The sequence below is a fragment of the Actinomycetota bacterium genome (genome assembly GCA_030776625.1).
Lineage (GTDB): Bacteria > Actinomycetota > CADDZG01 > CADDZG01 > WHSQ01 > MB1-2.
Window position 1 is genome coordinate 790,696 of record JALYHL010000001.1, and the last position, 13,740, is coordinate 804,435.

Consider the following 13,740-nt stretch of genomic DNA (forward strand, 5'->3'; position numbering starts at 1 on the left):
TAGTTACGTCACATTCCTGGTGGTGTCTCAATAGGCCCACCCGCATCTGAGCTTTCAGTAAACGAAGTTGATCCCCATAGGCAGCGGCGATGAGCTGTTCGGGTCATCGATCCGGACGCGGCGTGTCACAACAGACCTTTGCGCGCGAGGTAGGCGACCGCCTGGATCTTGGTGTCGACCCCCAAAGCCTTCTGGATCTCACCCAGCTGGCGCTTCAACGTCGATTCGCTGACCGCGAGCTCGGCGGCGACGTCCGCGTAGCTGTTGCCGGAGGCGATCAGCCGGAGCACCTGGATCTGGTACTCCGACAGCCGCGGGACGGATGACGCGCCGGCTTCGAAGATGACCTTCGACGCAAAGGGCGCGAGAACGACCTCACCCGCCGCCACCGCGCGGATCGCCGACACCAGCTTTGCCGGACCGATGTCCTTGCAGATGTAGCCGCTCGCGCCGGACCGCATGACATCGACGACGTCCCCAGGATCCTCCGAAGCCGTCAACGCGACCACCCGCGTCTCCGGGCACAGCGCGCAGATCTTCCTGGCTACCTCGAGCCCGTCTGCGCCCGGCATCCGAAGGTCGAGGAGCACCACGTCCGGCTCCGTCGCAACGACGGCCTGTATCCCGTCCTCCGCAGAGGTCGCCACCGCCGCGACCTGGATGTCTGACGCGATGGCCTCCAACAACGTCTTCAGCCCGTGGACGTAGGTCGGGTGGTCGTCGATCATCGCCACGACGATCCGCTCCGAGGAGTCGGCCGCCACCGAACGTCGCTCTTGATCCGTTCCCATGCACGTCTCGCAGTCGCCAGAGGTGAACACCGGTACCCGGCGGGTACCCCCGTCTCCGAACAGGCGTGACATCCGACGGAACAGGCGTGACCACGGGGTGCCGCCGTACCACCGAGACGTCCGCGCCGCTTCCGTACCGGCTCCTTTGCCGGCCATGCACTAAGAGGTACGCCGGCGAGAGGGCCGCGGTAACGGATCGACCATGGCCGGTTGTGGACTTCGCCACATCCGAACACGCGGGCACGCGCCTGAGGAACATCGAGTCGGAAGGAAGCCACTTGGTAGCGTTGGCGTCCGCGGCGATGATGTGGATGAGCGAGCCGAGACGGCCGAGGGAAAGGGAGCACCATGGCGTCGAAGGACAAGGGTGGAAAGTCCGAGAAGAAGGCCCCCAAGAAGAACCTCAAAGAGAAGCGCGCGAGCAAGAAAGGCAAGAAGAAGTAGCCTCTGGCGTCCTCGGCTAGCGGCGGGGGCCGAAGGCGAAACGCTCGGAGTGGATCCTCCGCGGCGGCACGCCGGCCTCCTCCAACTGCTGGCGCAAGGCTCGCTCCATCGCAGGAGGGCCGACGATCAGGATGTCCGCGCCCTCGACGCCAGATCGCTCGGCGATCAACGCGGGAGTGATGAAGCCACGCTCGTCCTCGGGCACGATGAGGACGCGGAAGCCGGACACGCGGCTCTCGATATCCGCCAGCTCCTCCGCGAAGTAGGCCTGCCGCCGGTCGTTGACGCCCCAGTAGAGATCGACCTCGTAGTCGTCCCCCTCTAGCGCCCGCGCCATGCTGAGGAAAGGAGTTATCCCGATCCCGCCGGCGATCCAGATCTGGCGCCGTGACCTGATGTTCAGGTACGAGAACTCTCCGTAGGGCCCTTCGACCCGCGCGATCGCGCCCGGCCGGAGCTTGTGCAGCGCGTGCGTGAACTGGCCAACAGCTTTGACCACGAGCTTGAGATAAGGATCTCGGTGGGTCGAGGTGAGCGAGAACGGATGGAACTGGTTCCTCGCGTCGCCGGGGCGCAGCACGAGCGTCGCCGAGGGGCCGGCGGTCGTCAGACTCACAGGGTGGAACTGTGCGTTGAAGGCGTCGGAGTAGAAGGTCACGAACACGAACTGGCCCGGACGCGCCTGGAGATGCCTATCCACCGGCTCCATCGTTATCTCGACCACGGACCGATCGAACTGGCGCACGTCGGTGACGGTGTAGTCGTAGCGGCGCACCAAGAGGTTCCCGAGCACCGACCGGTAAGTGAAGGCGCTCATGGCCACGATCGACAGCGTGGCGAGGTAGAGCGTCAGCGCGGACGACGACGATTTGGCTCCGGCGGTGAGGAACACGTGCGCCGCCGCCACCGCGAAGATGACGCCGAACGAGCGCTGCACGTAGACGAAGGTCTCGTGCGTGAGGCGCGCGTACAGGGTGGCCGCTATCGCCGCGGTCATGGCAACAAAAGCGATGAGACCGAGCAGAACCACGACTCCCGCCGCTGGCGTCAGCAGACGGAGCGCGGTCTCCGGTGATACCGCGAAGCGCGCCGCCAGGATGAGGATCACGTGGCCGAGGATCAACAGGTAAGCGACCCGTCCATTGACGCGGTGAGCGCGATACAGAGCCTCCAGGCCTCCGAAGGCACGTTCCACCGTATGCAGCCGGGCGCCCAGGACGATGTTCAGCGCGAACGCCGCGACGCCGACGAGCCCCAGCGCGACCCCGATGCCGCTAAGCGCGGACGCAGCATCTGCGCACCACTGGTTCCAGGGCGTCGTCTGAGCCCACAAGACGGCCGGCGCCACAATCAGAACGATCAGCGCAAGGGGGGCGGGCGGTCTCACGACCTGTTCGGCGCGCACGAACCGAAAGCGTAGTGCCGCCAGCCGGACAGGCCACCACCAGGTAGAACAACGGGGTGGACAGACCTTCGATCGACGGCGTGCTGGAGACGGTGCTGTACTGCACCAGCGCGAACGAAGCCCAGGTTCATCAGTTCTACTCAGACACGCTCGGGCTCAGGAGGCTCGGACCCGGCAGCTCTGCCTATAGAGCAGGAACGCACGTCTTGCTCGTTTTCAACCGCGACGCGACGTCTGATCAACAAGATCCGCCACCACACGGCGCGAGCGGGCCGATCCACACCTGCTTCACTGCACCGCCGCGCGACTACGAGCGTTGGCAGACACATCTACTGGAGCGAAACGTCGCCACGTTCGGAGAGCGGACGTGGGGGAACGGCGTGCGGTCCTTCTACTTCGAGGATCCCGCTGGGAACCTGCTGGAGATCGCGGACGGCGACCTGTGGCCGCGCTAACGCGCCCACGCTCTCCACGGCGTCGTGAAGATCCGCGTCACGCTTGCACCTTGAAAAGAAAAGAGCCGTGGCAGCGCGTAGCCGCCACGGCTCCTCTCGAACGCTCGCCTACTTAGGAAAGAGCCTTCACGTTGGTCGCCTCCGGGCCCTTGGACCCTGCGCGCGCCTCGAACTCCACCTTGGCACCCTCGGCGAGCGACTTGAAGCCGTCGGCGAGGATGTTGGTGTGGTGGACGAAGAGGTCCTTCGAACCATCCTCCGGGGTGATGAAGCCGTACCCCTTTGCGTCGTTGAACCACTTGACCGTTCCAGTTGCCATGTAAAACACCTCCCTTGCGAACTTACGAACGAGGCAAGGAAGGCGATGGCACAACCACACTCACGTTCTGAACCTGATCAGCGTACTCCACCCGGCCCGCGAAGAACAGCGGCGGGTGGTTCTAAGGGACGTACCGCCGTCGGTGTTAGAGCGCCTTCAGCGTGAACTGGAGAGTCGTCGGGCCGCCTACGAAGTTGTGGAGGAAGATGTACTTCGTCCCGGCCCCCAGGGTGCCTGATTCATCCGTACCCTCCGTGTTGAAGGCCCCGATGTTGGCGCAGGCTTCGTCGAAGAGGTAGATGTCGATGTCCGCGGGCTGCGCCGGATCGGTAACGCCGGTGCCGGTTGCGTTGATCGAGGACTGGATCTTCTGGTAGGCCGCCGGAACCTCGAAGACGTATCCGTCGAACCCGTTGGTGGTGGGGATCTCGCACCTGTTGATGAACTCCTGCGAGGTCACGCCGACGACGGTTCCACTGGCACTGTAGAAGATCGGATGACCGATCAGGGCCGTCACTTCTTCGCTCTTGTAGGGCTTTGGCTTCTTCTTCTTGGCGGCCGCGGCGGGCGCCACGAGAGCGGCACACAGCGCCAGGACGAGACCGAGCACCAGCAGCTTCTTGGACATGACGTACCTCCATAGATATGTGTATCTACGGAGATTCGGCGGCCGCGGCCGTCCTCCTGCCTGGGGACGAGGGCCTAGCGGGCGCTCCAGGGACCGACGCCGGTGATCCGCTCGACCGCTATCCGGGTGGTGAAGCCCGGTGGCGGATCTGGCATCGCCGGGAACGCCACGTCCGGGCCCAGGTACGTATGTGCCAGCTCTTGGAGGAGCTCGGCTGCTCCTCCCTCTGTGACCGTCGCCCGTCCGTAGATCACGAGGTACTCCCGCAGCCCCCACTCGTTCACCGTTGCGGTTTCCAAGGACAGCGTCACGCGCGGGTCGCGCTTCAGGTTGTGGAGCTTGCGTTGATCGAACAGCGTCCCCATGACGATCTCGTCGCCGTCAAGCCCGACCCACGCGATCGTCACGTGTGGCTTCCCGTCGTCGTCGATCGTGGCGACGTGAGCGAGAGCGGGTGACTCCAACAACTCCCGGGCCGGCTCTGGGATCGACCTCACGGAAAGCGCCATGAGCGGCGGGCCCCGGCCGCGATCGCGAGCAGAGCGAGGATGGCTCCCGCACCCGCGAACGAGAAGGTCAGCTCCTGGTGCTCTTCGACGAAGCCCAAACGCGACCCGATCCCGCGGTAGATCTCGTTCAGCTCCTTGCTCGTCGGCGCAGTGAACAGACGGCCCTCGGTGCGCTCGGCCATCTTCTGCAAGGTGGGAATGTCCGGCGCGTTGCGGGGATCCCCGACCGTTTCCGTCGAGTCCGTGGGGCCGAGCGCGATCGCGAAGACGCTGATCCCAAGCTCTTTCGCCCGTGCCGCAGCCTCCAGCGGGTCGGCCTTCCCCGCCGTTTGCTTTCCGTCAGAAAGCAGCACGATCGCTTCGAGCGGTGGCCCCGGGTCCTCCGTCGCCGGCTGATCTCGGTGACGCCAGCGTTGTTTCGGATCGAGCCGCAGCGCCTGCATCACGCCGTCACCGAGAGCCGTGGATCCGGTTGCCTCGAGCGACCCGATCGCCTCTTGCACCGCCACGCGGTCCACGGTTGGCTGCGCCAGCACATCTACGACATCGCTGAACGTCACTACCCCTATCTGGAAGCGCGGAGGCAGGTTCTGGACAAAGTCCTGAGCGGCGCTCTTGGCCGCTTCGATCCGGTTGGGGAACACGTCGCTCGAAAGCATCGAGGCCGAACGGTCCAGCACCAGGACCACCGTCGCCTCCTCGCGCGGCAGCGTGACGAGCGCCTGTGGGCGCGCCAATCCGACCACCAGGCTCACGATCGCGAGGAGGAAAAGCAGCGGCGAGATGAGGCCCGGCCATCTCCTCTGAGGAACCACGCTGGCGAGCAGGTCGAGATTCGTAAAAGTGACGGGGAACCGAGCACCTCGTCGACGAAGGCGCAAGTAGAGCACGGTGAACACCGGCAGGAGCGCCAGTGACCACAGGAATCCCGGGGCCGCGAACCTCACGCAGCCACCCGTCGCCGGCGCGAGAGAAACGTCGCGAACTTCCTGAGCCAGTCTCCGGAGGTCCACAACGTGACGTGTCCGCTCCGGTTCGCTCTTAGCAGCGCCGCTACCTGTTGCCGGTCCGTGCGAGCGGCTTGCGCGAATCGCTCCTGCAGTTGTCTCGAGCGCGTATCCACCAGCAACTCGCGTCCTGTCTCCGGGTCACGCATCCAGATCTCGCCGACATTCGTGAGTTGCTGCTCCCGGGGATCGCGGATCTCGACGGCAACAACCTCGTGACGATCGCTGAGGCTCAACAACGCGGCACGCCAGTCCTTTGGCCCCATCAGGTCCGAAACGATGAACACCGCGGCGCGGGACCTGAAGATCGCCCGAGCCTGCCTAAGCGTCGCCGCCAGCGACACCGGAGCCGCGTCGACGACGGGATCGCGACGAAGTGCTGTGAGAACGCGCAACATCCCCGCGCGCCCTTGCGTCGGCCGCAAGATGCGCGGGCGTGCCTCGCCGTGCGTGATCAGGCCAACCCGGTTGCCGCGCCGTGTCGCGAGATGGGCCAGCGCTAGAACAACGCCTTCTGCGACGTCGGCCTTGCGTCGATCCGCGCTTCCGAAGTTCATCGACGGCGAGACGTCCAGCACGATCCACGTCGTCAACACGCGCTCCGCCACATCCACGCGCACGTGCGGCATGGACATCCGGGCGGTGACGTTCCAATCGATGTCCCGGATGTCGTCCGTGCCTGGTTCGTACGGACGGATCTGAGCGAGCTCTATCCCTCGCCCCATGCGCATCGCCCGGAACTCACCCGGCAACAAACCGTCGATGCGGCGCCCGATCTGCATATCCAGCGCCCGCAGGACCGGCTCCGGCATGGCACCCGGGCCGGGGCGATCCGGCGCGCGCTCCGGCGCGAGCTCTGGGAAGAGTCGTGGCACGAGCTTTGCCCGCTGCTCTAGGCGGTCTCGGCCGAAGCGAGCTCGACGTCGGGCACGGGCAATCTCTCTAGGATCTCGTCGATCAACTGGTCCGCGGTGACCTCGTCGGCCAGGGCCTCGTACGTCAGCGACAGACGGTGACGCAGGACGTCCTTCGCCAGCTGCTTGATGTCGCTCGGCAGCACGTAGCGCCGGCCTCGAACCGATGCCAGCGCCCGTCCCGCATGAACGAGGTTGATCGAGCCGCGTGGGCTGGCGCCGTACGCGATGTACCTCTTCAGCCGGCCGAGGCCGAATTGTTGTGGCGCCCGCGTCGCTACCGCGATCCCCACGGCGTACTCACTCACCTGGCGGTCGACGTAGACCTCATGCACGCTCTCTTGGAAACCGAGGAGATCTTCAGGCGACAGCACCTGGCGGACGTCAACCTTGGCTTGCAGCGAACGCTCGACCACCGTCATCTCGTCCGAGAAACCGGGGTAGTCGACGACGACCTTCATCATGAAACGGTCGACCTGTGCCTCCGGCAGGGGGTAGGTCCCCTCGGACTCGATCGGGTTCTCGGTCGCCATGACCAGGAAGGGGTCCGGGACCAGATGGGTCTTCTTGCCGATCGTCACCTGCCGTTCCTGCATCACCTCCAGCAGTGCAGACTGCACCTTGGCCGGCGCGCGGTTGATCTCATCCGCGAGCAAGAAGTTGCAGAAGACGGGGCCGAGCTCGGTTTCGAAGGTGCCGCCGCGTGGACGGTAGATGCGCGTGCCCACGATGTCTGCCGGCACCAGATCCGGCGTGAACTGGATCCGCTTGAACTCGCCCCCCAAGACGTCCGCCAACGTCTTGACCGTCAGCGTCTTCGCGAGGCCCGGCACCCCTTCGATCAAGAGATGGCCTCCCGCGAGCAGAGCGACGAGCACGCGCTCCAACATCTCGTCTTGCCCGACGATCACCCTTCGCATCTCGAACAATGCTTCTTCGAGCCTCGCCAGCCGGTCGTCTTCCGGCTCGCGAGCGAGCTTTATAGAGTCCGCAGCCACCTTGCTCGTCCCCTTTCCCTTCGTCACACTCATTGCGCCCCGACCCGGACCTCTATCTGGGTCAGGTCCCCCCGACGCAGAACCTCCAGCGTGACCAGCGCTCCCGGCTTGATCAGCCGGATCGCAGAGGCGAGCTCGGCCATCGTGCCAACCGGGCGGCCCGCGACCGAGACGATGACATCACCGCGTTTCAACCCGGCATCAGCCGCGGGCGTCTGCTTCTGAACGTCCGTTATTAACGCGCCGCGGGGCCCGCGGGCGGGGTCGGTTCCGACCACGCCGAGGAACCCCACCCGGGGTTGTTGCCCCTTGACCAGAGCGTCTGCGACCGAAGCGGCAACGTCGATCGGGATCGCGAACCCGATGCCGCTGTTGGCTCCGGTCGTGGTCGTGATGAGATCGTTGATCCCGATCACCCGCGCGGCGCGGTCGGCGAGGGCCCCGCCGGAGTTGCCGGGATTGATGGGGGCATCCGTCTGGATCATCGGCGCGGGAGTCCCGTCGCTGTCGACATCGATCGGCCGTTCGAGCGCGCTGATGACACCCGAGGTGACGCTTGCCGCGAACCCGAAGGGACTGCCGATCGCGACCGCGATCTGACCGACCCGCAGCGGTTCTCCGATCGCGAGAGCGGCTACCGGAAGCCTCCGCTGACTGGCCCGGACCACCGCGACGTCGGTTTCTTCATGCGAGCCCACCACCCGGCCCGCGATGCGGCGACCATCGGAGAGCCGCACGAGCACTTCCGACGCTCCCTCAACGACATGGGCCGCGGTGAGGATGAGCCCGCCCTTCTTGTAGACGACTCCCGACCCGACGCCCGCTTCCGTCTCGATCTGAACGACCGACGGGAGAAGATTGGTCGCCACGTTGGCCACAGGTTCCGCGCTCGCGGAGCCGGCCGTCCGATCCGGCGCGGCCGGTGCCACGGGAACGGGCTCTTGGCTTTGGCTGAGCCTTCCGAGCGCGAACCCGGCCCCGCCGAGCAGGATCGCCGCCAGCGCGGCCGCGATCATCGGTCGGCGCCTCCGGCGTTGTGGCGAGATCGGCGCCGAACGGAACGCCGGTGGCGAGAGCTGCTCGTGCTCGAGCGCGTCCGGATCCGCCACGCGTAGCCACGCGGGAGGCTCATCCCGTACTACGTACGGAGGTTGAAGGTCGGGTTCTTGCTTTTTCGCGGCCATGCCCTTCTGTCCTGATGCCGGCGAAGCCTAATCGGCCCTCCGGCGGCGGCTGTGCGCCAAGGGCCTCTCGACCGGGGAAGATTCTCCCCTCGGATGAAGAGGATGGGACAGGCATGGGAACGTTGAACTTCAAGTGGCCGCTGGCCCTGTGGGCACTCGCCCTGATCCCGCTCATCGGCATCGGCTACGCGAGATGGGTACGACAGGGCCGGGCGGCCGCCGAGCGCTTCGCTCGGCCTGCGATGCATCCCAACGTCCTGCCCGTCCGGCCGCGCTGGCGTCGGCATGTTCCGGTCGCGTTGTATGTCTGTGCGCTCGCCGCGTTGCTCGGCGGTGTGGCGCGACCGCAGGCGGCCTTCAGCGTTCCGCGCGAGCGAGCGACCGTGATGCTCGTCATGGATGCTTCCAACTCGATGCTCGCAAGAGATGTCGAGCCGAATCGGCTGGAGGCGGCGCGCGCGGCGGCGCGCGCGTTCCTGGACGCCGTCCCGCCGGGCTTCCAGGTGGGCGTGGTGGGTTTCGCGAAGAACGCTCGGGTCTTCAGCCGCGCCACCACCGACCGGAGCGCGGTTTCAAGCGCGCTAGACGATCTGGAGACGCGATCCGGCACCGCCATCGGCGAGGGAGTCTGGCGGGCGTTGATCGAGCAGGCTCCTCAGCTCGAACAGGGACAAGACGTCCCCCCGACCGCACTGGTCCTGCTGTCGGACGGCAACAACACCGCGGGCGAGATCGATCCCATCGAGGCCGCGCGCCGCGCGAACCAAGCCGGCGTCAAGATCTACAGCGTTGCGGTCGGGCTCGAAATACCACCCCCCGGGATGAGGGGACCGAAGCCGCCGGATCACAGCATGCTGCAGCAGGTCGCGGCGGAATCTGGTGGGCGATTCTTCAGCGCGGCCTCCGCCGCCGACCTGACGGAGGTTTATCGCAGCCTCGGTTCCAGCATCGCGACCGTTACCGAGCAGCGCGAGGTAACGGCGGCCTTCGTCGGTGTCGGGCTCGCGTTCCTGATCGCAGGCGCCGCGGTCGCTGCCCTGTGGTTCAACCGGATCCCTTGACCCAGCGATATCGGTGAACGCGCTCGTCTAGCTCCAGATGCTTCGGACCAGGCGCCGCACGGCGGAGTGATCCATCCCTACGTGCTCTAGCACGGTGAAGCGGGGCCGCGTCGCGGGGGCCGCGAGGATGACAGCCACCAGCTCGTCCTCCGTCAGAGAGAGATCGCGGGGGTGATCTGGAAGACCGAGCCTCCGCAGCAGCCGTCGCCACTCCTGCGGATCCTCGCCGTGGAGCGCGGCCGAGATGATGCAGCCGAAGGCGACCTGTTGTCCGTGCAGGGCCCGGCCCCCTAGCACCTCGTCTATAGCGTGCGAGATCTTGTGCTCGGCGCCGGAGGCGGGGCGGGAGCTCTCCGCGATCATCATGGACATCCCCGAGACGACCAGCGCGTTCGCAAGCAGCGTGACGACCTCTGGGTCCTCGTGCGCCTCGGCGACGTCTCGATGCAAGATCGATTCGATCAACTGGAAAGACTCCACCGAGAGCTCCCATCCCGCACGGTCGATGTCGTCAAGCCCGAGCGTGGCTGCCAACTCCCAGTCTCTCAGCGCGAGCGGGTTCGACAGGATGTCCCCTATGCCCGCTCGCACGGACGCCAGCGGCGCGGTCATCAGCGTGGGGATCGAGATGAACACACCCTGCGGCCCCGCAACGGGGACGGTCGCCCGCGTCGATACGTCGTCCGGCACGACCGCCACCGGAGAACAGATCCCGTCATGCGAGATCTGCGTGGGGACGGCGATGAAGGGCAGCCTCGCTATGGAAGCCGCGAGCTTCGCGACATCAAGGCAGCGTCCGCCTCCGATCCCGACCACGGCATCCGCGCCAGAGGCATGCACGCGCCTCGCCAAGCCGCGCGCCCACACCTGATCGGCGCTGTAGGGAGCAGCCTCGCTGACGAGTCGCTGCCCTAGGCCCTCAACGAGACCGCGGCCGTGGCGCGAAGCGACGACGTACGGCGTGCGCACGTCCAGCGCGTGGATCCTGCGCGCCAGCCGCTCTCCCGCCTGGTTCTCGGTGTCAGAGGCGGCGGAGAAGAAAATCTGCGGCAGATCCCTAACGCGAGATCGTGCGGGGCGATCGGTGGAGTGAACGGAGAGCTCCCGCTCCCCCTCCACCACAGACAGATGGTCTGGCACGGATGCGCGCCTAGCGTCGACCATCGAGCTCCCTTATCGCCCAGGCCATGCGTTGGACCGCGGTCAGGATGCCGAGCGCCGCGACGATCATCAGGGCGGCGATGATCGCCTGATCCACCAGTTGGTGCAGCAGCGCCGCTGCGACCAGGAGCAACATCCGTGCGTCGCGGCCTGCAAGCCCCACTTCCGGATCGACCCCCACGACCTGTCCCTTGGTGCGGGCGTAGCTGGTCATGAACGTCCCGACGAGTGCGAGGAGCCCGACGGCGGCGTAACGATCGAGGTCGGAGAAGGTGAGCCCCAGGATGAGCGCGGCATCGGTCCACCGGTCGAAAACGTGGTCGAGGTAGGAGCCGGAAGGCGAGGAGTCGCCCGACAACCGCGCCAGGTCGCCGTCGACGCAATCGGTTATCGATCCGAGAAGAGTGAGCAGGGCCCCGAGGGTGTACTCCCGCAGTCCGAAGGCCGCGCCGCCGCCAAAAGACAGCAGCGCGCTGATATAGGTGACGTGCGTCGGCGAGACCCGAGTGCGCGCGAGCATGCCGGCGACCGGAACCGAGATCGGCCGGTACACGTAGCGCGTCAAGGGGTACTTCAGCTCCAGCTTCGCCTCCTTCGCAACTCGAGCGGCACTGACCGAGCGGGCAAACCGCGCCGCCGCAGCCTGCCGCTGGCATCACAGGCGGCTGCTTTCTGAGCCGTCGCTTCGCTACTCCGCGCCGGCGATCATTGCCGCGAACCGGAGGCGGATGAACAGGATGACACACAAAAGATGAACGAGCCGCGAGCGCGGAGGCACGTCGCAGCCGTCCGAACGCGCTTAGTCACTTCGGGCGCCGCGTTATCGGGGTGGCGAACCAGACCACGGCGGCAACGGCAATGCCGCAGTACTCCCGCTTCCGTCGCGGATAACGGTGATCCCTCAGGCGCGGCGAGCTGGATTACGTCTAAACGTGGCTCGTGACCGCCCCTCGATGCGGCGGGACCCCGCCGCTGATTCGCAACGACGGCGCCCACTCGCCAAAGGCGCCACTGTGACGAGCTCCTCCGCCGCGCGATGAGCTTGCCCGATACCGCAGACCTGAACCCAGTTCATCAAGACTCCTCGCTGCTCTGATCGGTTCCGTCCGCGTCCGAGCGTTCAAGCACAAGCTGCGCCTCGAAAGGTCCTCGTCCCGTAATGACCCACGCGCCGCAGCGGGCGGCAAACGCCACCACGTCCTCCGGCGCCATCCCGGCCCCCAGCGCGTACGTCACGCCGGCCGCAAAGCTGTCTCCCGCGCCGTAGCGATCCACGATCGGCCTCGGAGGTTCGACGGGCGCATAAGGTCGCGTCGGACCTTCGGTCGTCGCATAGGTACCCCCTTTGTCACCGTCCGTTCGTATGACCAGACCGGGAGCGGGGTCTAGGTCGCCGTCGGCATACGCCTCCCCGGGATCGTTGGCACTCGACACGAGCGCGTCCAGCTGCACACCCGTCTGCTGCAGGAACGAAAGGACCCGCGCTGTCGCCACGACGAAGCGGGCAGAGCGCGCCCGTCGAAGTGCACCCACGTCGCCCGCGGTGAAGTAGACCGCGTCGACCCGAGCGAGCTGGTCCCAAGGAAGTGGGTCCGCTTCCGCCGGCTCCAAACGTCTGCCCAGCACGGTGATCGTTCGCTCACCGACCTCGTCGACGTGGGTGACGGCGCGTCGGGTGGGATCGTTGCGAACGGCGGCATGCACCCGAACGCCGAGCGAGCTGAGCTCGTTCCGAGCACGCTTCCCCAACTCGTCGTCTCCGAGCGCGGTGTAGAAGTCACACGACCCGCACAACTTCGCCAGCTGGACCGCGGCCCCCGCCCCTCCTCCACCGGGCTGCTCCCACCACTCGCGCGCATGGACGATGTCGCCGACCTTCGGCGTGTGGTCGACACGCATGAACGTGACCCACTCGACGTGACCGACTACCGCGGCGCGCATGGCTCCACCATGCCAGCTGAGGATGCTAGGAGGGGGGCCGGCCGTGGTCCTGCTCGAAGTGGTAGATGACGCCGTTGGTGAAGCCGTTCGTCGGCGGTCCCTCTTGGTTGTAGGGCTGGACCATGTAGTGCAGCGACCCTAGCAACGCGTCGGTCTTCTTCTTGAGATCGAAGTCGTCATCCAGTCCCTCGGACTCCCCCACGTAGTCGACCCCGAGCTCCCGCTGCGACAGTCCCGTCGCGAGGTCGATCGAGTAGATCTCGCCGCCAGCTTCGGTCCCACCCGCCACGAAGAGCCGGTCTCCGATGAAGGTGGCGCCGGTGATGCCGCTCGGCGGCACCGCGCCGGGCAGGCGCCGAACCGCCTTGATCGGGGTCGCGGCCGGAGCCGCGCGCTCCGCCGTTAGGTCGGACATCGCATAGGCAAGCAGGTCGTTGCCGGCTTGCGTCCACAACAACGTTCCGTCCGGAGACACCTCGCACCACATCGCCTTTTGGATCTCCGACGGGTCGAGCTTTACGTAGTAGTCCATCTTCAAGGTCTGCGGATCCGCGACCCCGATGGCACCCGTCTTGCACGTGTTGCCGGCGGGCGGGTAATAGCACTCGAGCGGGAGATACAGACGCCCGCCGCTATAGGACAGGTCACCGACGTGGTTGTAGCCCTCGCGTACATGGACGTCCGGCGGGATGACGTCGTCGTTGCGCCCGGTCTCGTTCAGCTCGGGATCGGTGCGGTAGAGACCGAAGTAGATGCCGGTGAAGTAACGGTTCCCGGCCTCGTCGTGGGTCATCCCTTGGTAGTAGTAGAGCGGGATCGGGGTGCGGCCCACCTCGCGCCACGTGGTTGCCGCGGCGGCAGGCGCCGCCACCAGCGCGACAAGCGCCAGCCCGAGCACCTTGTGAACGATCCTCATGCCACAG

At 66.3% G+C, this 13,740-nt stretch carries 15 protein-coding genes; 2 read left to right on the forward strand and 13 right to left on the reverse strand.

Going from position 1 to position 13,740, the window contains the following annotated elements:
* Positions 1–125: 125 nt before the first annotated feature.
* Positions 126–947, reverse strand: a complete 822-nt coding sequence (locus M3N53_03830; protein ID MDP9067468.1) for a response regulator transcription factor — start codon at positions 945–947, stop codon at positions 126–128.
* Between the two features lie 304 nt (positions 948–1,251).
* Positions 1,252–2,640: a ferredoxin reductase family protein gene (locus tag M3N53_03835; protein ID MDP9067469.1), complete on the reverse strand. Its 1,389-nt coding sequence runs from the start codon at positions 2,638–2,640 to the stop codon at positions 1,252–1,254.
* 56 nt (positions 2,641–2,696) lie between these two features.
* Between M3N53_03835 and M3N53_03840 the strand changes: the two genes are divergently transcribed.
* The gene (locus tag M3N53_03840; protein ID MDP9067470.1) at positions 2,697–3,095 is read left to right on the forward strand and encodes a VOC family protein; all 399 of its coding nucleotides are present in this window, start codon (positions 2,697–2,699) and stop codon (positions 3,093–3,095) included.
* Positions 3,096–3,207: 112 nt separating this feature from the next.
* On the opposite strand, the gene M3N53_03845 is transcribed toward M3N53_03840, so the two are convergent.
* From M3N53_03845 to M3N53_03875, 7 genes are all read right to left on the reverse strand, one after another.
* Complete coding sequence (locus M3N53_03845) at positions 3,208–3,414, reverse strand: cold shock domain-containing protein (GenBank protein ID MDP9067471.1); 207 nt, start codon at positions 3,412–3,414, stop codon at positions 3,208–3,210.
* Between the two features lie 145 nt (positions 3,415–3,559).
* On the reverse strand, positions 3,560–4,042 hold the full coding sequence (locus M3N53_03850; GenBank protein MDP9067472.1) for a hypothetical protein: 483 nt from the start codon (positions 4,040–4,042) through the stop codon (positions 3,560–3,562).
* A 74-nt stretch (positions 4,043–4,116) separates the two neighbouring features.
* A complete protein-coding gene (locus M3N53_03855; protein MDP9067473.1) occupies positions 4,117–4,539 on the reverse strand; it encodes a PPOX class F420-dependent oxidoreductase in 423 nt (140 codons plus the stop codon).
* Entirely contained in the window at positions 4,536–5,498 is a 963-nt protein-coding gene (locus M3N53_03860; protein MDP9067474.1) for a VWA domain-containing protein, read from the reverse strand. Before M3N53_03860 ends, M3N53_03855 begins: the two co-directional genes overlap by 4 nt.
* Positions 5,495–6,433, reverse strand: coding sequence for a DUF58 domain-containing protein (locus tag M3N53_03865; GenBank protein ID MDP9067475.1), 939 nt, complete (start codon positions 6,431–6,433; stop codon positions 5,495–5,497). Before M3N53_03865 ends, M3N53_03860 begins: the two co-directional genes overlap by 4 nt.
* A gap of 17 nt (positions 6,434–6,450) precedes the next feature.
* Positions 6,451–7,392, reverse strand: coding sequence for a MoxR family ATPase (locus M3N53_03870; GenBank protein MDP9067476.1), 942 nt, complete (start codon positions 7,390–7,392; stop codon positions 6,451–6,453).
* Positions 7,393–7,499: 107 nt separating this feature from the next.
* Entirely contained in the window at positions 7,500–8,654 is a 1,155-nt protein-coding gene (locus M3N53_03875) for a trypsin-like peptidase domain-containing protein (GenBank protein MDP9067477.1), read from the reverse strand.
* A 113-nt stretch (positions 8,655–8,767) separates the two neighbouring features.
* Here M3N53_03875 and M3N53_03880 point away from each other — a divergent pair, with 113 nt between their 5' ends.
* The gene (locus tag M3N53_03880; GenBank protein MDP9067478.1) at positions 8,768–9,715 is read left to right on the forward strand and encodes a VWA domain-containing protein; all 948 of its coding nucleotides are present in this window, start codon (positions 8,768–8,770) and stop codon (positions 9,713–9,715) included.
* Between the two features lie 27 nt (positions 9,716–9,742).
* Here the strand turns inward: M3N53_03880 and M3N53_03885 are convergent, their stop codons facing one another.
* From M3N53_03885 to M3N53_03900, 4 genes are all read right to left on the reverse strand, one after another.
* Positions 9,743–10,855 carry an iron-containing alcohol dehydrogenase gene (locus M3N53_03885; GenBank protein MDP9067479.1) on the reverse strand — a complete coding sequence of 371 codons (1,113 nt, stop codon included), beginning with the start codon at positions 10,853–10,855 and terminating at the stop codon, positions 9,743–9,745.
* Between the two features lie 10 nt (positions 10,856–10,865).
* Positions 10,866–11,441, reverse strand: a complete 576-nt coding sequence (locus tag M3N53_03890; protein ID MDP9067480.1) for a CDP-alcohol phosphatidyltransferase family protein — start codon at positions 11,439–11,441, stop codon at positions 10,866–10,868.
* Positions 11,442–11,950: 509 nt separating this feature from the next.
* Positions 11,951–12,817 carry a PfkB family carbohydrate kinase gene (locus M3N53_03895; protein ID MDP9067481.1) on the reverse strand — a complete coding sequence of 289 codons (867 nt, stop codon included), beginning with the start codon at positions 12,815–12,817 and terminating at the stop codon, positions 11,951–11,953.
* Positions 12,818–12,842: 25 nt separating this feature from the next.
* Positions 12,843–13,733 carry a hypothetical protein gene (locus M3N53_03900; GenBank protein ID MDP9067482.1) on the reverse strand — a complete coding sequence of 297 codons (891 nt, stop codon included), beginning with the start codon at positions 13,731–13,733 and terminating at the stop codon, positions 12,843–12,845.
* Positions 13,734–13,740 lie beyond the last annotated feature (7 nt).